This window comes from Pyrococcus yayanosii CH1, from assembly GCF_000215995.1.
Classification (GTDB): domain Archaea; phylum Methanobacteriota_B; class Thermococci; order Thermococcales; family Thermococcaceae; genus Pyrococcus; species Pyrococcus yayanosii.
Map to the genome: position 1 here is coordinate 847624 of NC_015680.1, position 17187 is coordinate 864810.

Here is a 17187-nt window from a genome sequence, read left to right on the forward strand (position 1 = left end):
GATGAGAAAGCGCTCCCTTACCCTGCTTTCCGATGGAACCCTCCTGAGGAAGGAAAACACCCTCTACTTCGAGAATGCTCAAGGAAGGAAGCCTCTTGCTATTGAAGGCATTTACGACATCTATGTTTACGGACATGTCAACATAACATCTCAAGCCCTGCACTTCTTAGCCCAAAGGGGGATAGTCGTCCACTTCTTCAATCACTATGGTTACTATGATGGCTCTTTTTACCCAAGGGAGTGCCTGAACTCAGGAGAACTAATCATAAAGCAGGTTGAGCACTATCTCCACAAAGAAAAGCGACTCAAGCTGGCTAAACTATTCGTGGTTGGCGGGGCAAAAAATATGGAGCGGAACTTAAGGCGCTGGGGGATCAACGTGGACTTTTCAGAACTTCTCAAAGAGCTTGAAAGCGTGGAGAAAATTACCGAGGTTATGAACGTCGAGGCGAGGATAAGACAGGAGTATTATGCCCTCTGGGACGAGCACTTGCCTGAGGGTTTTAAAATCGTGAAGAGGACGAGAAGGCCTCCGCAGAATGAGATGAACGCCCTAATAAGCTTTCTCAACTCCCGTCTATATGCCACGATAGTGAGCGAGATTTACAACACCCAGCTCATCCCAACTGTCAGCTACTTACACGAGCCAAGTGAGAGGAGATTCTCTCTAGCCTTAGATCTAAGTGAGATTTTCAAGCCGATGATCGCGGATAGAATAGCAAACCGCTTGGTCAAGCAGGGTATAGCAAGGAAGGAGCACTTTAGGGCGGAACTTAATGGCGTTCTCCTAAACGACGAGGGCAAGAGGGCGGTTATAAAGGAATACAATGAGGAAATGGTTAAGAGCGTGAGGCATCCAAAGCTGAAGAAGAACGTGACGAAGCAGAGGCTGATTAGACTTGAAGCTTACAAGCTGATAAAGCATCTCGTTGGGGCTCAGGAATATGATCCGCTGGTAGCGTGGTTCTAAGGTGAACATTATGGGTAGGTGTTTCATTAGGCGCCTATGGTTTCTAAATAGTGGAGTTGGGAGGAACTGTTTGAACATTTGTTTCATTTATTTTAAACATATGGCACTCCTATATTAAACAAAGCTGAACGTAAACTTTTTATGGTAGTTCCTTGGTTACTATTATTGAGGTGCTCGGCATGGAGGAGTTCCGTGGAATAGTAAACATGCTGAGATTCTTCGTAAGAACGAAGAACTTTGGCTACGTGGACAGAATTGGGAATGCTCTTACTCCAGAACCTGTGGAGGTTGCCCTCCTTGAAGCCATGAGGGCATTCCGCTCCATCTGGGAAAGCGCTAAGACCGATGAGGGAGGAAGATACATCGAAAAGGACGGAGAAAAGATTTACGTCCCAAAAATTCCGTCAGATAGTGAAGTTGAGAACTTCCTCAACGCGGTTAGGGAGAATATTCGCATAGCCAAGCGAGTTGCGACCCTCGCTCTTGCGTATCCTTCAAAGAAAGAGAAGAACGGAGGTGGTGAGTGATGTTTCTGAGCGTTGGTGTAAGGTTTGAGGCAAATGTAGAGGCCCTCAATATGGTGGAAACCGCTGGTAACTACAGCAAGCACAGGCGCGTCCCGTATCTTGTGGAGGAAGATGGAAAGCTGAAGAGCGTGTATGTTCCAGCCGTCAGCGGCGAGAGCCTTGCCCACGCATACCAGGAACACCTTGTGAGGGAGGCCCTTGGAATGGGTCTTCCAGTCTGTGATGACTGTGCAAAAGGAGAGTTCTTTAAGTCTATGGATGAGGTTCATCTAGCACCAAAGCTGTTTTTATTAGATAGAGTGTTTAAGACAGTCTTCAGAGATGTTACAACAGTATCAGATGAGACTCTTAGAATCTTAAATGAGGAACTTGAGAAAGCAAAGAAAAGTAAGAAACTCAATGAAGAAAAGATAGCCCAACTTAAGAGTTATATTGAATTAATACAGAGATTCAAGAATGCTGATAATCCTCGAGCACTATTTATTCAACATAAATCTGTAGCCTCACAAGTTATTGGGAACTACATGATAAAAAAGAATATACTTGACTTGAGTCCATACACTATTGAAGAAATCATAGTGAAGAATTGTACTATTGAAGACATTGGAGGGTTCATGTATGCGGGATCTCCACCAGTTAGGAGGAGCTCGGTTTTCCAAGTCAGCTATGCCCTGCCAATAAAATCCATGGCCCTCTTTGCCACGGCAGAGCCACAGCTTCACGCGAGGCATGCTCAGATGGAGGGTGGCAAGAAGGGTAACGTTTCCGAGCAGATGATATACTATGTCGAAACAGGCACGGCACTCTACGGCTTCACTTTCAACCTCGACCTCGACGCGATTGGAGTCAGTGCAATAACGTCAAAGCCAATACTCGACGAGGACGAGATAAAAAAGAGGCGGGAAGCTGCTTTGAAGGCTCTCTTCAGGATGCTCTCGTCTGCTCAGTTCGGAGCAAAGCTTTCGCGGTTCTTCCCGGTCGGAGGAATCACAGAGCTCGTCGTTTCAGTCACTGAGCATCCCTTCGTGGTAACTTCGCCGATATACGATGATTATGCAGAAAAGACCGAGAAGAGGCTGAAGGTGCTTGAGTCTTTCGGCGAGAGCTATTTCTACGCCAAGAGCAGTGGGGAGAAGCTCCCGGAGGAAGTGTTAAAAGAAGCAATTGAGTACATACGCGAGAAGGGTCATATCTGAGGTGGTCCTCTTGGTTTTCTTTTTAAAAGTTGAAGTGAACCCCACGGGAATCATTGCTCTCAGAGCACTACCCCAAAGTAAGATGCGCAACGCCCTTCGCTACATTCCTCCGAGCACGCTGATAGGGGCCATAGCTTATCCTCTCTTTCATATAAAAGGCGAGCGTAAGGAAACTCTGATGGAGAGAAAGAACCCGAAAAGTGCCGCCGATACGCTGAGGGGCATCTTCCTCTGGACCACGATAAAGATGAGTGGAAAGTCGAAGGCATATGGCTCGATACTCAAGATAAATCGGCTTCATAGGGGTAGCGTTGAGAGTGCAATAACTTCGCTGCCCTTCACAGTAATGTACGGCGAGCGGGACTATTCTATGTCAATCGTTTACCTGCTCAAGGAAGAGGCAATATCAGCAAGTTCTTACAGTCTCAAGGACTTCGAAAGAGCTGCGTGGGGGATAAGCAGACTCGGCTCACGGGAGTCAGTGGTGAGCGTTGAGAGCGTTGAGAGCGGGAGGGTAGAGATTCACGAAGCGGATGAAGCGAGGACATCTTATGCATTTCCTTTCACTGGCAAGGAGGTTGAGGGTAGGGGAGCTCTCCAAGCCGTCTTTGACTGGAGGAAGGGCATCGGAAGTTACTCAAACACTTCCTTCATTGTGATGTTCTACCCGGAGGAAGAGGTCACAGTCAGAGGAGCACTCAAGGTTGTCTCCTTGGATGGTGAGGAGGTGGTTTTATGATACTTGAAGCTATTGCCAAGTTGCCTTTCGAGGGACTTTCGAGAGAACTAATGACGCTGGGCCTTTCGTGGGTTGTTATAGACGCAGGCCTTTCGCCCAATGCGGATGATTTTGCGGATGCCCTTGAAAACTCTATGGACACACTGGAAAAGCGAGCGAGAATGAACTCATCGCGTATGAGCAGGAACGATAGGAGCTCCTATAATAAGCTCCTCTCAGCATGGTATGGTGTTAAGGCCCCAGACACCTACACGGAGCTCTTTGAGCTTGCGATAAGGGAAGCTGTTAAGCTCTTACGCTCCGGAAAGCTTGATCCCGCAAAATCCCTGGGAAGCATTAAGTGGGACAAGAACGGCACCTACCTCGGCCAGCCTTACAATGGCCAGTATGCCATAAGTCCGGCAGTGGTAAAGCAACCAGAGTACTATGAGTTTCAGAGCGACTTTCTTAAGCCAACCGCGGGGCAAAAGGCTCAAATTTACCTCGATCCTCTCTGGCTTGCTATACTCTCTACTGGTTTCCTTACAGCGTTTGCTGGATTTATTGACGGAAGATATTACTTAATGACGAAGCCTGGCATTGAGGCATACTTTCCAGATATCGAAGACATTCTTGACAGCTTGCTTATTCTGACGAACGCGGGTATAGAAAGCAGGGCTAGACTCGAGACGGAGGAGCTATATGAGTTGAAAATAACCATGAAGCTAGCCGAAGAGAAAATGAACGTGTTAGAGGAGATTTATCCAGTGACGCTCCACTTAATTAGCCTCGAGGGCCAAGTTTACACAGAATTAAAAACGCTCCAACTCGACCTCAGGGAACTCTCAAATTACCTCCTGGCCTATGTTGAGAGAATTGAAAACTACATGGCGATGGGTGTGAACCTGAAGGTCAAACTCAAAGAAGACAATATTGAAGTAGAGAGGTATCCTCTGTGGGCCCTTGTGAATATAGCTGAGAGAGAGCTAAGAAAAGGGATAGAAGGTGATAGAGAACTGTTAGCATATATTCTCGTTAAAGACCTTTATCGTGCTGTGAACGCTGGGAGGAAGGAGCTAATAGAGGACTCAGTATTTAGAATCTTCAGACAAGGTAGAGGGTTGCTTGAGGGAACGGGAAAGGCAAGCGGAGAGCTGAGAAAGGTCCTCAGGGCGTTCATGCAGGAGCATCACTTGGAGGTGCTCGTGTGAATGCTTACGATAAGGTTGTGAAAAGACTCGGTGAGATAAAGGGATTTGAACCTGAAAAGCGGCCACTCCTAGAGAGGGCCTTTGATATGATACTTTCCTCAGAAGCTCCATTTTTTGTTGTTCAGGCTCCGACAGGCTACGGCAAAACATCCCTCAGCTTTTCTTTTGCCCTCTATTCGATGGAAGACGCTTCACTCTTTGACAGAGTTATTCATGTCCTCCCAATGCGCTCGATTATAGAGGATATTGATCGTACTGCCAAAGAAGCATTTGGCTTTTCGAGAACGAAGATGATGGGATCGAGTGAGGAATTCCTCCACCTATTTCCCCTCAACATCACCACAGTGGATACTTTCACTTGGGACGTTCTCAAGCTCAACACAAAGAAGATTATTCAAGTGGACAAGGGAAGCGAGTTTGGCTACGACTACCTCACGCAGGCGTCAATCCTAACCTCACTCGTCATCTTCGACGAGGCCCACTTCATCCTCGAAGAGCCAAAGATGAAAACTGCCTTTCTTGCAGTTCTCGAGTTCCTAACTGACAACTGCGTTCCGATAATTGTTATGACGGCGACGCTGTCAAAGGGTTATGTTGAGCTTTTCAGGAAATATGCGAGAAAGAATGAATACGACTTTGAAATCCTGATACCCCAAGAAGACGACCCCTTTATTCAACGTGAGCTAAGAAAGGAGTTTAAAATTAAATTCCAAACAGGAAATCCTCTAGACTTCATCGATAACGCCAAAAGGAACGCTATAATAGTTAACACTGTATCGAGAGCCGTAGAGATCTTTGACCAGGCAAAGGAAAACGCCGCTGAGCTCGGCCTTAATGAGGACAAGATAATGCTAATTCACGGCAGAATGAAACCAAGCCACAAGGAGAAACTAATAGAGAAGCTGAGAAAATGGAAACATAAGGAGAGCTTCCTGGTTATCGGCACACAGGCCATAGAGGCTGGCGTTGATTTTTCGGTTGACCTTATGATTACTGATGCAGCTCCAATAAACTCACTCCTTCAGCGCTTCGGGAGAGTGGCACGGTACAACGAGAGAAAAGCTGAGATAATAATCATGGAGGACGCTCCAGCAGGCCCCTATAATGGGGAGAAAGTTAAGAAAACTATCAACCTCATTAAAGAAGCATCCGAATTAAACCCTCGTATCCCGTGGACATATCAGGAAATAGTTGACGAAGTACACGGAAAAACAATATCCAAAGTTATGCGCGGTGTGAATAGAAGCCTCATGAAAAAGCTCTATGGTCTCCTAAAGAATCCAAGAAAGCGCTCAAAAGATGTTCTCGACGAAATAAAGCTCATAACGAAGGAGAATGAACCTCTGCTTAGGGACTTCTTGATTCCACTTGAAGTTGAAGGGGAAACCGTCTTAATTTCACCTAAGAGGTTATTGGAGCTGTATAAGAAAGGACTTGCTGAAATAATTGTAGGGGAAAGAAAACTTTCTCTACGCTCGCTAGAGGACGCCTACAACGTTGCCAAGAGGATAGCCCTCGGGGAGGTCATAGCGGTTAAATTCACCGGAAAATACGACGAGGAGCGTGGTATAGTATGACCTGCTGTGCCTACTTCAAAGACGGAAGATGTATTGAGAGTATGGAGGCTCATATAACGGAAGGGCTCAGGTTTATAGAGAGAATATACATTGCGAGGAATTATGGAAAATTCCTTTCGCGAGTTCTTGGTCTGAAAAAGGTTAGGGCAGAAGAGCTTCTCCTCAAAGCATATGCAATCCACGACGTCGGTAAGTGCCTTGAGGAGTTCCAAGATGCAAAACAAGGCTTTCGCTATCACGAGTTTTATTCGGCACTTGTTGCGAGAGAAGTACTGAAGCAGTTCGGCAAAGCCAGTGAAATTGCCACTATTGCGATTTTTCTCCACCATCATGACTGGGTTAGGGAGAAGCCGCCCAGAAAGCCGAGAAATTTAAAGCTCCATTCCGATTGCATAGAAGTTATTGAAGACTTAATCGGAGCGGAAATACCAAAAAGTGTGCCCTGGACTGCTCCAGATGAGTTCCGGGACTGGATGATAAAAGTTTTTAGTTCAAACATCCGCGCAGTTTACGCCCTCCTACTCCCCATTTCACTTGCCGACAACTATTCTGCGCTAAAAAACAGGGGAGGAGAACAAACCATGCTGGGAAAAGAAGTTATGAAAGCCGTTTTTACCCGCCGGGAGGTGGAAGCTTGCTTGCGGTATTCCCGGTAGGGTTCGATGAGAAGTTCATAATACGCGCTCTCATGAGGAACCAGACAAAAGAAGGCGACAGGCTGCTTGCCGTTGTCCCAAATGGTTACCAGGCAGAAGAAAGGACAGTAAATGCTCTTCGCGCGATTAAAGATATAACGACTCCACTTGTTGGTAAGGAAAGCTTCAAGGTTATTGAACTTTTGACAACAAGCGGGGAGAAAATGGTTCTTGAAATAAAAAACGCCATTGAGGATAATCTAACCGAGGACAGGAGGGTTATAGCAATCCTCTCCGGTGGCATGAGGCCGTTAAGCGTCGCGATTCTCCTCGCGGCTATAACTCTGGATAACGCAAGGGTGAAGGTGGAGAGCGACTTCGAGAACCTTTCCGGCTTCATCTCTCTTGAGCTTGGCCCATTCCTTGCTCCAAAAAACATTAGATGGGTCAACATCCTGTGTGGACTGAAAGCAGGTAAAAGTGTGAGGAGAATAGCTGAAGAGCTAGGGGTTTCACCAGCTACGGTGAGCAGGGAGCTGAAGAGTCTCCTCAGATATTCGCTCGTAGAGGAAATTTCGGGCAAGAACCGACCATTGAGCTACACAGTCACAAGGGCGGGCATTCTCTACTTAAAACTCCATGGTGGTAATTGCCTTGAGGATTAAGCTTACCCTCCACTTTAAGCGGCCCTTTTTAATACCCTACAACTACCCGCGCCCACTCTACGGCTTCGTCATTAATGCAATTAACCTCGGAGACGAGAGGATCGCCAAGAGGCTTCGCGACAACAAGAAGGACGTTAAGTTCGTCCTCTCAAAACTTTATCCCGTTGGAAAGACCAGAAGAACCGAAAAGGGCATCTTAGTGGAACCCGGAACAGTTGAGCTGTACTTCGGAACGACGGAGCGGGTGGAGGGATGCGATTGTTCTGACGATAGACGAGGCCGGAGATGGTCTTAGCTCTACCCGTCCACATCGCCCAGAATGGTGGGCGCTATTCCCAAGGGTTAGGGTGAAAAACTCACGCTAACTCTCGAGGCAAAAAATGAAAAAACACCCCCTACCTCCACAAAAAACACACACTTGCATAATTAGATGATGTCTTCAATTGGGTTCTTTTCTACCCCTAGGGCTTCTCTTATTGGCTTAGAGCGAAGCTTGTAAATAATCACTGAATCTTCGTCCTCGTCGATAATATCGAGAAGACCTGCCTTTATGCGCTCGAACTCTGCCAAAGTTACTTCTCCTTCGAAAACGCTGTTCTGAACCCAGTGAAGGTGCTGCCTTAGAAACTTTTTGACCTTGTTCACTCGCTCAACGGCAACATCATAGACTACAACCACGTACATGATCAAGAATAGGACATCCGAAAATTTATGCCTTTCGAAAAATATTAGATGCTCGCTCTCGGGCGTTATTTTGGTCGAAAAAGTCAAAGTGTGGTTTATTTGAGCAAATGGTGGGTTGTGAGTGGTTTGGAAGATTTTAGTAACTTTTTGTTAGTGTGTAACGTTTGGTTATGATTTTTTACATATTTTGTAACGAATTTTTTTCGGGATTTGGAGTAGGGCGGGGAGAACAGTCCTCTCACGCAAAACCCTGTTGAAATTGTGCCTTTTTCCCCTTGCTGTTAGATTATTTCTTAATTTTTGATTTAATTTGCGGAGAGGCCGTTGGAAGTCTCATGCTCATTTTCGAGCATTGAAATTTTGGGGTTTTTAGGAGTTCTTTTACCCCGAGTTCTAAACTCTCACAATTGCATTTCAAGCCCTCTCAAGGCTTCATTAAGACCCCTTTGCCGAAAGACTTATAAAATCCAAACCCGCTAAGAAGAGTAGGGAGGAAAACAAGCAAAAAGCCCGCCTGTTCCAATAAGACTCAAAGAGAATTGAAAGAGAATAGTTAATAAAGACAAAATAAGGGACTATCTGGGTTCCAATAAGACTCAAAGAGAATTGAAAGAAAATCTTCATCTCCCACCACCTCCCTTCTTTTTGTCGTTCCAATAAGACTCAAAGAGAATTGAAAGACCCGCACGACGTCATAAAGCTGCCGAAGAACAGGGCGTTCCAATAAGACTCAAAGAGAATTGAAAGCATGACAACAAAAATGAGGGGGGTGGTTGGGCGTGAGTTTGTTCCAATAAGACTCAAAGAGAATTGAAAGAATACGGGGCCCCGTTCCGAGGGCCCTCGGGGCGTGGTTCCAATAAGACTCAAAGAGAATTGAAAGTTGACTCAGAGTCTGCGAATTGCGCTGAGGATGCTCGTTCCAATAAGACTCAAAGAGAATTGAAAGCACGGGGATTTGGTTAGGGAGGGGTTGAGGAGGAAGGTTCCAATAAGACTCAAAGAGAATTGAAAGCACTTCTTCACGTCCTCACTGATTTTGGAGTGAGCAAATTCAGGAAATCGTTCCAATAAGACTCAAAGAGAATTGAAAGCCATTCCGGGGGGTTCGGGGCGTGATGCGGGCGGGAATCCGCCCCCGCGGGTTCCAATAAGACTCAAAGAGAATTGAAAGGGCCGGGCCCGGATGACGGCATAGGCGCCCCCGGGCGGGTTCCAATAAGACTCAAAGAGAATTGAAAGCATTGACTCTTCTTTTAGGAAGATCATGAGAATCGGGGTTCCAATAAGACTCAAAGAGAATTGAAAGGTCGCTATCACGAAACAGCTCGGTCTCCTCGTGCTTAGTCCTGGGTTCCAATAAGACTCAAAGAGAATTGAAAGGGCGGTCCTAGTAGGAGGACACTGGTCTTCTCTGGGTGTTCCAATAAGACTCAAAGAGAATTGAAAGTTCTTTCCTTCAAAACCGTCCGGACCAACAGCCACGGTTGTTCCAATAAGACTCAAAGAGAATTGAAAGTGTTTTCTTCGAAGAACTGGCGCGGAGGCAGGTCGATTGAGGGTTCCAATAAGACTCAAAGAGAATTGAAAGGGGACTTCTTAATGCTAAAGGGGGACTTAACAAAAGCAAAAATTAGAGGCCCTGAGAGAGTATCTTCGTCGTAACGTCATTGCCCTCCTTGTCGTAGATCCTATAGTAGCACTTGCACGGGAACTTCATGGCGGCCCTCCTAGTGCCCTCGATGGCGAACTTAAGGTGCTGCCTGTTGACCCTTATGCTGAGGATCTTCTGGTCCCTCTTGAGCCTCGCAGCGAGGCCTATGGGCTTTCCGAAGGGCCTGCGCATACCGTTTCCGTAACGGTCAGCCTTCCTTCCGGTGGCCATTGGGTTCTCCCGGAGGACCTGGAAGGGATAGACCCTTATCTTGAAGTGGTAGTTGCTCCTACCGACGTTCTTCTGAAGGTAGCGGTTCACCTGCTGTCTGGCAGCTTCGAGGGCGTTCTGCCTGATCTGGACGGGCTCGGCCGTGTGAAGGGCAACCTCAAACTCGAAGTCACCTGCGGGGTTCCCCATGTCAAATATCGTTATCTTCGGACCAGGGGCACCCCTTATGTACTCTCTCCTAGTGTAAGCGGGCTTGTCAACGTACCTGTCTATCTTGGCAGGCCTCAGCGCCATGTTCTCACCTCCGATGAGAGTGACCTAAACTTAGGCCGCGGGGCCATCTTATAAAAGTTTTGGCTACCTTTGGAAAAGGTTATCTATGGGGAGAACAAACTTCCCTCGGTGTAGTCCATGTTCAGTCTGAACCCCATCTCGAGTGGAGAGGAAAGATTGTCCAAGAAAGAAATCACTCAAGCCCTCCGCTGGGCCCTCATAGCCGAGCTCGATGCCATAAACTTCTACGAGCAGATCGCGGAGCTTGTTGAGGACGAGAATGTTAAGGCCGTGTTCCTTGACGTCGCGAGGGAGGAGAAGGAGCACGTTGGAGAGTTCTTGGCCCTCCTCCTAAAGCTGGATCCAGAGCTCGGGGAATACATGAAGAAGGGATTTAAAGAGGTAGAAGAGGAAACCGGAATAAAGACAGAGCTCTAACGGCTTCTCTCTGTCTTTTTTCGACACCGCCGCGGAAAAATAAGAAGCTCACGGGCCGACATGCATCATCTGACTATACATGGACCAGTCGAGGAGAAGCTCGTATTCGGCTTTGAGAGTATAGTAGTGGCCCAATTCCATGTCGCTTAAGTACCTCATGAGCCTCTTCTTATCTTTCCCCTCAACCATCTTTTCAAGCTCGGCATAGAACTTTGCAGCTATTTCTTCCGCCTCCATGGCCCACCTTATCAGGTCCACTATGTCCTCTACCTTAGTGAGCTCCCTCGCGACAGGCTTCAGCTCGGGCCCTATATACTCCTTGGGAAACAGGACTTCCTTCCCAGGAAACATGTTCTCGTAAATCTTCCTCAAAAGCTCCTCATGCTTACTCTCCTCACCGGCCAGCCATTCAAGCTTCTCCCTTAGCGATTGGGCCTCCACCCTTCTGGCTAGGCTTATGTAAAATTCTCTTGCCCCCACCTCGGCCTTTATGGCCATTCCCAGAAGCTCCTCAAGGGAGAAATCCTTAATTCTTCCGAAGGGAAGCCCCTCCTCAAGTTCCGGAACCACAACTCATCCCTCCTCCAGCAACAGCCCAAGCTCGTTGTAAATCCTCACCCTATTAAACCCCTCATCCTTCAGCACAGCGACAATGTCCCTGAGAATTCTTCTCTGCACGTTTATCGCCAGCATTCGACGAGCCCCTCTTCTACTATGCTGAGGCCCGTCTCTGGATCCCCGAATCTCCTCAGGGCCTCAACGACGTGCCGAACCTTCGGAGGCAACTCCTTCCGGGATCTCGGCTTCTTTTGGGTTTTGAAAAGGTCAAGTCTCGAGACTCAGCCCCTCTCCCGGGTTATGTCCTCTGGCTTGTAGCCCTTTTGTTCTCGAAGACGCCCACCAAATTGTTTTTCAGGTCGTAGACGTAGACGTTGTCGAACTTGAGTAGGGCGAAGCGCTCAATTATGTCGCCGATTATCTTCGAGTAGGCGATAGCGTTCTCACCGATTATATTGTATTCCGCGTGACTCTCGAAGCGAAGCCAGACCTTTATGGTATTCCCACCGACCTCAAGACCTGCAACAACGCCCGAGTCGAGGATGTTGCCACCGGTTACGGGGTCGGTTATCTTGACCAGCTCTTCCAGAACGGCCCTGTACTCGGGGGGCCACTCCCGCTCCGGCATGTAGACTTTCATGGTAATCACCAAAAAGAAAAGGAATCACTCGAGCTGGACCTCGTTCTCCCAAAGGCCATGGATGTTGCAGTAGCTCAGGGCGTAGAGCTTGCCCTTTTTGTTCGTCCTTATGAAGAAGACCGCCTTCGGCTCGGTAAGCGGGTCTCCATGAGCTGTAAAGGCAACCCTGCCGACCATTATGGGAAAGTTCTCACCCTGGGGGTGGAAGTAGAGCTCAATCCAGGCTATGTGGTGCTCGGGTGTATTAGGATGGGGTACCTCCTTGCCGACACTGACCTCGATCTTCACGAGGTCGCCTTCCTTCTCGTACTCTATAACGGGCACGTGCTTCTCCCCCTTCCAGTCCCCACTTTTTATGGTTCCGCTAAGCATCTTCACCACCTCAGTCCACCTTTTCAAACATGTCCTTCGGGGCCCCGCAGAGCGGGCAGACCCAGTCGTCTGGGAGCTCTTCGAACTTCGTTCCAGGTAGAACCCCGTTGTCGGGATCGCCTTCCTCCTCATCGTATATGTATCCGCAAACTGTGCATCTCCATTTCGCCATACGGGTGCACCATCCTATGTTAGCAACTCGGCCTTATAAGGTTTGTGGTTCAAACTTAAAGAATGAGAAAAACGAAAGCTTCACTCGAAGACAACGAACTTATCCTTTGGGAGGCCACAAACTGGACAGCGCTCGGGAACCTCGTCCACCGCTGTGTAACCGCATACAGGACAAACGTAGACCTTCTTTATCTCGATGTCCTCCCCCTTCTCGGCTTTCTCCTTGGCCTTGGCGTAGAGCTCGGCGTGTATCTTTTCTGCCTCAAGAGCGTAGTGGGTGCTTCTAACAGCCTCCTTCTCGCCCTGAAGCTCGGCGGTGTTCTTGAAGACCGGGTACATTTCCTCTACCTCATAGGTTTCCCCCTCTATGCCAGCCTGCAGGTTCTCGGGTGTCTTGCCGAGCTTCCCTAAGACGATGAAATGGTTCTTCGCGTGGACGAACTCGGCATACGCTATTGCCCTGAAGAGCTTGGCTATGTTGGGGAAGCCCTCCTTCTCGGCCTGCTCAGCGAAGATTAGGTACTTCATGTGGGCCATGCTCTCTCCGGCAAAGGCCTCCTCCAGGAACTTCTTTGTCATATCCTTCTGAACCGCCATACGCAACACCTCGGTGCATTTATCCAATACGGCCAGAAGTATATATGGTTTTTGGAGCGCAATTAAGTTGCTCCGAAAAATTTTTAAAAATCGAGCGACACAGCCAAGGCGGGCTTTCATGGGGAACGGAATGAAGGTTAGAATCGACGAAAAGGTAGAACCTTCTAAGGCTTTGGTTTTTGGTCTCCAGCATGTTCTGGCAATGTTCGGGGCAACTGTCACGGTGCCTTTGGTCGTTGGCAGCGCCGTGGGACTTTCGGGACAAGAAATCGCGACGATGATTCAGGCGGTCCTTCTGGCGATGGGCATCGCGACGCTCCTGCAGACCACCATAGGCTCCCGCTATCCGATAGTGCAGGGCTCGAGCTTCGCCTTCATCCCGGGCCTTATAAGCATAGGTTCAAGCCTTGGAATGGCGGCGACGGAAGGGGCACTCATCATAGGTGGCCTTATAGAGGCCCTCGTCGGAGGTCTAGGCATAGTCGGCAAAGTCAAAAGGCTCTTCACGCCGCTCGTGACTGGTGTGACGATAATGCTTATCGGCTTCTCGCTGGCGGACGTTGCCGTCAAGTACTTCTTCAACTTCTACGCTGACCCGAGCGGTGCGAGCATACCAAAGGCAGTGGTCATAGGGCTTGTGACTTTTGGAACTACTGTCTATGTGGCCTTGAAGGCTAAGGGAGCTCTCAGGGCCATGCCCGTTATAGTTGGAGCCGTCGTAGGCTACCTACTTAGCATCCCGCTCGGCCTTGTGGATTTCAGCCTCGTCCACGAGCTTCCTGTTGTCAGCGTTCCCAGGCCTCTTCCCTGGGGGACACCAATCTTCGACATCAGCGCCATAATAACGCTCCTCTTCGCCTTCATGGTGAGCATAATCGAGAGTGTCGGCGACTACCACGCCATATCCGCGATAACCGAAGCACCGATAACGAACGAGAACATAAACAGAGGGATAATGAGCGAGGGAATCGCGTGCTCAATTGCGGGCATCCTTGGAGCCTGTGGAACGACGAGCTACTCCGAGAACATCGGACTCGTGGCCCTCACGAAGGTCGCAAGTAGATACGTTGTCCAGGTTGGAGCCCTGATACTCATCGCGCTGTCACTCGTGCCAAAGTTTTCAGGCATACTTGCATCGATACCTGCTCCTGTCCTCGGTGGACTAACATTGGCCCTTTACGGTATGATAAGCGTCACGGGGCTGAGGCTTATAAAGGAGCGCGTCGAGTTAAACGACAGGAACACGCTAATAATAGCGGCGGCCCTCATAGCCGGCCTTGGTGCCCCTCAGCTTCCACCGGAGTTCCTGGCACACTTCCCGAGAATAGTTGCCAGCATCCTCGAATCGGGCATGGCCGTTGGGGCTATAGTGGCCATACTACTCGACCAGCTACTGAGGTGATTAGTATGATTGAGGATAAGAGGTGGAAGGGGGTTTATTCCTTCGAGGACTCTCCATATATTATGGAAATCCTGACAGGGCTTAGAGATAAGAACACCGACAGCATAGCCTTCAGGAAGGGCCTCGTCAAGCTCGGCCGCTACATGGGCTACGAGCTCACGAAGACTATGGATGTCGAGAAGGTTAGGGTTGAGACACCCTTCGAGGAGACCGAAGGGATAATCGTGAAAGACAGGAGAAACGTTGTGATAATCACCGTCCTGAGGGCGGCTATACCCCTCATGGAAGGCCTCATAAAGGTCTTCGAGCACGCACGCGTTGGCATAGTCTCGGCCGCGCGAGGAAAGGCTCCGAAGTTTGAGGTGGAGATGAACTACGTCAAGATACCCCAGATAAGGCCGGAGGATATAGTCATAGTTGCGGACCCGATGATAGCAACGGGCTCCACCCTTCTTACGGTCCTTAGGGAGGTCAAGAAGTACGGAACCCCCAAGAGGCTCATAGTTCTCGGCGTCCTCGCTGCCCCCGAGGGCATCGAGAAGATAAAGAGGGAGTTCCCAGAGGTGGAGATATTCGTCGCGAAGGTTGACAGAGAGCTCAACGACAAAGGCTACATCCTGCCCGGCCTTGGAGATGCAGGGGACAGGGCCTTCGGGGAGCCCGTGAAGATTACCACGCTCCCGCAGGTGCACCCGATTGAGTGATCTCCTATTTATCTACCCCTCTCCCTGGGGCAGAGGCCTTCAAACCTTTCTCACGTCAACCCAACTTGAATGGTAGGCGGAGCCGTTACCGTATTTCTCAACGGTTTCATCGCTCGTCAGGAAGTTCACGTTCCAGCCCAGAAGGGAAGGCCAGAAAGCCTTGTAGAGAAGGACGACGCCTCTTGGAATATCCTCCGTGAGCCTCACGGTAGTTTTTATCCTGCCGTAATCGTTGAAGACCTCCACGAGATCGCCGTCCTTGATTCCGCGCATTTCGGCGTCGACAGGATTCATGTACAGGTTCGGATCTATAATGCCGTGCGTGTTGTGGTACTGGCTCGTTATAGTCATCCTGTGCGTTGGACTGAGCAGGCGAAGCGGGTAGTTGCCCTGTGGGGGCTTGTATTCTGGGAACGGTGATAGACCGCGCTCAATGGCCCTCTTGGAGTAGAACTCAATCTTGCCACTCGGCGTCTCCCACCTCCCCGACTCCTTCAAAACCTTAACGAAGCCCTTCCTCCTCAGCTCCTCAAAACTCAAGCCGTTGAGCTCAAGGACCTTTCTTATCACTTCCTCATCTTCCTCGTAGAGGTAGGGGTTATCTATGCCGAGGGCCCTGGCTAGGAGCTTCGTAACCTCGCTGTTGGACTTTCCATAGGCTTTCGTGACAGGCTCGTTAAGGGCGACGTAGCGGTGATAGTAGGAGTCCGCTATGTCGAGCCTCTCGAAGAAAGTGTTCGCTGGAAAGACGACATCCGAATATAGGGCCGTGTCCGTCAGGAAGATATCATGGGTGACTACGAAGACGTCGTTTTCTATTAGGGCCTTCCTCAGCCTGTTCTGGTTCGGCAGACTCGCGAGGGGGTTAGAGTTGTAGATGTAGAGGAACTTTATCTCCCCACGCTCGATATATTCCGCGAGCTTCATCTGGGGGATTCTTTTTATGGGCTTCGTCCTCAGGAACGCTCCCTCGGCATAGCTTTTGTCTATGGTCTTCATGTCGTAGATGAAACCGAAGCGGTGGCCGACCAAAGCTGGAAGAACGGCTATCGCCCTAACCGCCTCGCCACCGCTCAGGGAGCGTTGGAAGCCGTAGCCGATGTGGATTACCCCCTTCTTCTCGGCGAAGCCGAAGGCAAAGTCCTCGATTTCCTCCACGCTCAGGCCCGTCTCTCGACTCACATAATTGACGTCCAACTTTTTTACGTAATTCTTGAATTCTTCAAAACCATAAACGTTCTCCCTTACGAAATCCCTGTCATAGAGCCCGTTCTCGATTATCAGCTTCGCAACAGCTAAGGCAAAGAGGACATCTGTATCGGGCTTTATCTGGAAGAACCTGTCGCTTTTCTTTGCCGTTTCAGTTCTCACGACGTCGACTGTCCAGATTTCAAGCCCGTATCGTTTGGCCAACATGAAGCCATGCAGATTCGTCCAGAAGGCGTTGATGCCCCAGTAAACTATCAGCTTTTGATTTTTCAGCTCATCCGGATCCATGCCAACTGCGGTGCCGTAAACATCCTTCAAAGCCTCCTGGCCGGCCCTGTCGCATATCCCGTAGTCGAGCATCGCCGCGTTGAGATAGTGGAAAAGCCTAAGCGGGAAGTAGTAATTAACCACGCCTCTGTCGCCCGCGTATTGATAAACAAGGACACTCTCGCTTCCATGTTCTTCGATGGTTTCCTTCAGCTTCCGGGCCACGAGGTTTATAGCTTCCTCCCAGCTGACCTCCCGAAAGCTTCCCGTTCCCCTCTCGCCCGTCCTTACGAGCGGAGCCTTGAGCCTATCCTCCGAGTGGAACCACCTCGGCAGAAGGGCCCCCTTCGGACAGAGAAAACCTCTCGTTACTGGATGCTCTGGATTACCCCTAATGACTAAGCGGCCATTCCTGAGCTCGCTTATCATCGAGCAGGTGTCGTAGCAGTCGCGCATGCAGACGGAGAAGGCCCTGCTCATATCCCCCG

Annotated in this window: 20 protein-coding genes and 1 CRISPR repeat array; of the genes, 12 read left to right on the plus strand and 8 right to left on the minus strand. The window is 49.3% G+C overall.

What is annotated here, in order from left to right; translation table 11 throughout:
• Position 1: 1 nt before the first annotated feature.
• The 9 genes from cas1b (at position 2) to PYCH_RS04755 (ending at position 7794) form a co-directional block, all read left to right on the plus strand.
• Positions 2–970 carry a type I-B CRISPR-associated endonuclease Cas1b gene (gene cas1b / locus PYCH_RS04715; RefSeq protein ID WP_013905702.1) on the plus strand — a complete coding sequence of 323 codons (969 nt, stop codon included), beginning with the start codon at positions 2–4 and terminating at the stop codon, positions 968–970.
• Between the two features lie 179 nt (positions 971–1149).
• A complete protein-coding gene (csa5, locus tag PYCH_RS04720) occupies positions 1150–1497 on the plus strand; it encodes a type I-A CRISPR-associated protein Csa5 (RefSeq protein WP_013905703.1) in 348 nt (115 codons plus the stop codon).
• A complete protein-coding gene (locus PYCH_RS04725) occupies positions 1497–2693 on the plus strand; it encodes a DevR family CRISPR-associated autoregulator (RefSeq protein WP_013905704.1) in 1197 nt (398 codons plus the stop codon). The genes csa5 and PYCH_RS04725 overlap by 1 nt, the downstream gene beginning before the upstream one ends.
• A gap of 1 nt (position 2694) precedes the next feature.
• Positions 2695–3432, plus strand: coding sequence for a type I-A CRISPR-associated protein Cas5a (gene cas5a, locus PYCH_RS04730; RefSeq protein ID WP_237698697.1), 738 nt, complete (start codon positions 2695–2697; stop codon positions 3430–3432).
• Entirely contained in the window at positions 3429–4622 is a 1194-nt protein-coding gene (gene cas8a2, locus PYCH_RS04735; RefSeq protein WP_013905706.1) for a type I-A CRISPR-associated protein Cas8a2/Csx9, read from the plus strand. Before cas5a ends, cas8a2 begins: the two co-directional genes overlap by 4 nt.
• Entirely contained in the window at positions 4619–6199 is a 1581-nt protein-coding gene (gene cas3, locus PYCH_RS04740) for a CRISPR-associated helicase Cas3' (protein WP_013905707.1), read from the plus strand. The genes cas8a2 and cas3 overlap by 4 nt, the downstream gene beginning before the upstream one ends.
• A complete protein-coding gene (locus PYCH_RS04745) occupies positions 6196–6855 on the plus strand; it encodes an HD domain-containing protein (protein WP_013905708.1) in 660 nt (219 codons plus the stop codon). The genes cas3 and PYCH_RS04745 overlap by 4 nt, the downstream gene beginning before the upstream one ends.
• Positions 6834–7499, plus strand: a complete 666-nt coding sequence (locus tag PYCH_RS04750; protein WP_013905709.1) for a CRISPR-associated transcriptional regulator Csa3 — start codon at positions 6834–6836, stop codon at positions 7497–7499. Before PYCH_RS04745 ends, PYCH_RS04750 begins: the two co-directional genes overlap by 22 nt.
• Positions 7489–7794 (plus strand): CRISPR-associated protein Cas6, encoded by a 306-nt coding sequence (locus PYCH_RS04755; RefSeq protein ID WP_013905710.1) that lies wholly within the window; start codon positions 7489–7491, stop codon positions 7792–7794. The genes PYCH_RS04750 and PYCH_RS04755 overlap by 11 nt, the downstream gene beginning before the upstream one ends.
• A 131-nt stretch (positions 7795–7925) precedes the next feature.
• Here the strand turns inward: PYCH_RS04755 and cas2 are convergent, their stop codons facing one another.
• Both cas2 and PYCH_RS04765 read right to left on the minus strand, forming a co-directional pair.
• Positions 7926–8183, minus strand: a complete 258-nt coding sequence (gene cas2, locus PYCH_RS04760) for a CRISPR-associated endonuclease Cas2 (RefSeq protein ID WP_013905711.1) — start codon at positions 8181–8183, stop codon at positions 7926–7928.
• Between the two features lie 516 nt (positions 8184–8699).
• Positions 8700–9774: a CRISPR direct-repeat array (repeat unit 30 nt; unit sequence GTTCCAATAAGACTCAAAGAGAATTGAAAG).
• Between the two features lie 42 nt (positions 9775–9816).
• Entirely contained in the window at positions 9817–10362 is a 546-nt protein-coding gene (locus tag PYCH_RS04765; protein ID WP_013905715.1) for a 50S ribosomal protein L16, read from the minus strand.
• 117 nt (positions 10363–10479) lie between these two features.
• Between PYCH_RS04765 and PYCH_RS04770 the strand changes: the two genes are divergently transcribed.
• On the plus strand, positions 10480–10779 hold the full coding sequence (locus PYCH_RS04770; protein WP_048058214.1) for a ferritin family protein: 300 nt from the start codon (positions 10480–10482) through the stop codon (positions 10777–10779).
• A 48-nt stretch (positions 10780–10827) separates the two neighbouring features.
• Here PYCH_RS04770 and PYCH_RS04775 read toward each other — a convergent pair whose 3' ends face one another.
• The 5 genes from PYCH_RS04775 to PYCH_RS04795 all read right to left on the minus strand — a co-directional run bounded on the left by PYCH_RS04775 (position 10828) and on the right by PYCH_RS04795 (position 13117).
• Positions 10828–11349 carry a ferritin family protein gene (locus PYCH_RS04775; protein WP_013905717.1) on the minus strand — a complete coding sequence of 174 codons (522 nt, stop codon included), beginning with the start codon at positions 11347–11349 and terminating at the stop codon, positions 10828–10830.
• 286 nt (positions 11350–11635) lie between these two features.
• A complete protein-coding gene (locus PYCH_RS04780; protein WP_013905719.1) occupies positions 11636–11977 on the minus strand; it encodes an iron-sulfur cluster assembly protein in 342 nt (113 codons plus the stop codon).
• Between the two features lie 24 nt (positions 11978–12001).
• Positions 12002–12349: a class II SORL domain-containing protein gene (locus PYCH_RS04785; protein ID WP_048058215.1), complete on the minus strand. Its 348-nt coding sequence runs from the start codon at positions 12347–12349 to the stop codon at positions 12002–12004.
• A gap of 10 nt (positions 12350–12359) precedes the next feature.
• Positions 12360–12521 (minus strand): rubredoxin, encoded by a 162-nt coding sequence (rd, locus tag PYCH_RS04790; RefSeq protein ID WP_013905721.1) that lies wholly within the window; start codon positions 12519–12521, stop codon positions 12360–12362.
• 80 nt (positions 12522–12601) lie between these two features.
• Positions 12602–13117, minus strand: coding sequence for a rubrerythrin family protein (locus tag PYCH_RS04795; RefSeq protein ID WP_013905722.1), 516 nt, complete (start codon positions 13115–13117; stop codon positions 12602–12604).
• A 118-nt stretch (positions 13118–13235) separates the two neighbouring features.
• On the opposite strand from PYCH_RS04795, the gene PYCH_RS04800 reads away from it, so the two are divergent.
• Entirely contained in the window at positions 13236–14519 is a 1284-nt protein-coding gene (locus PYCH_RS04800) for a uracil-xanthine permease family protein (RefSeq protein ID WP_048058216.1), read from the plus strand.
• 5 nt (positions 14520–14524) lie between these two features.
• Complete coding sequence (gene upp, locus PYCH_RS04805; RefSeq protein ID WP_013905724.1) at positions 14525–15223, plus strand: uracil phosphoribosyltransferase; 699 nt, start codon at positions 14525–14527, stop codon at positions 15221–15223.
• A 39-nt stretch (positions 15224–15262) separates the two neighbouring features.
• Here the strand turns inward: upp and PYCH_RS04810 are convergent, their stop codons facing one another.
• Positions 15263–17179 (minus strand): molybdopterin-dependent oxidoreductase, encoded by a 1917-nt coding sequence (locus tag PYCH_RS04810; RefSeq protein ID WP_013905725.1) that lies wholly within the window; start codon positions 17177–17179, stop codon positions 15263–15265.
• Positions 17180–17187 lie beyond the last annotated feature (8 nt).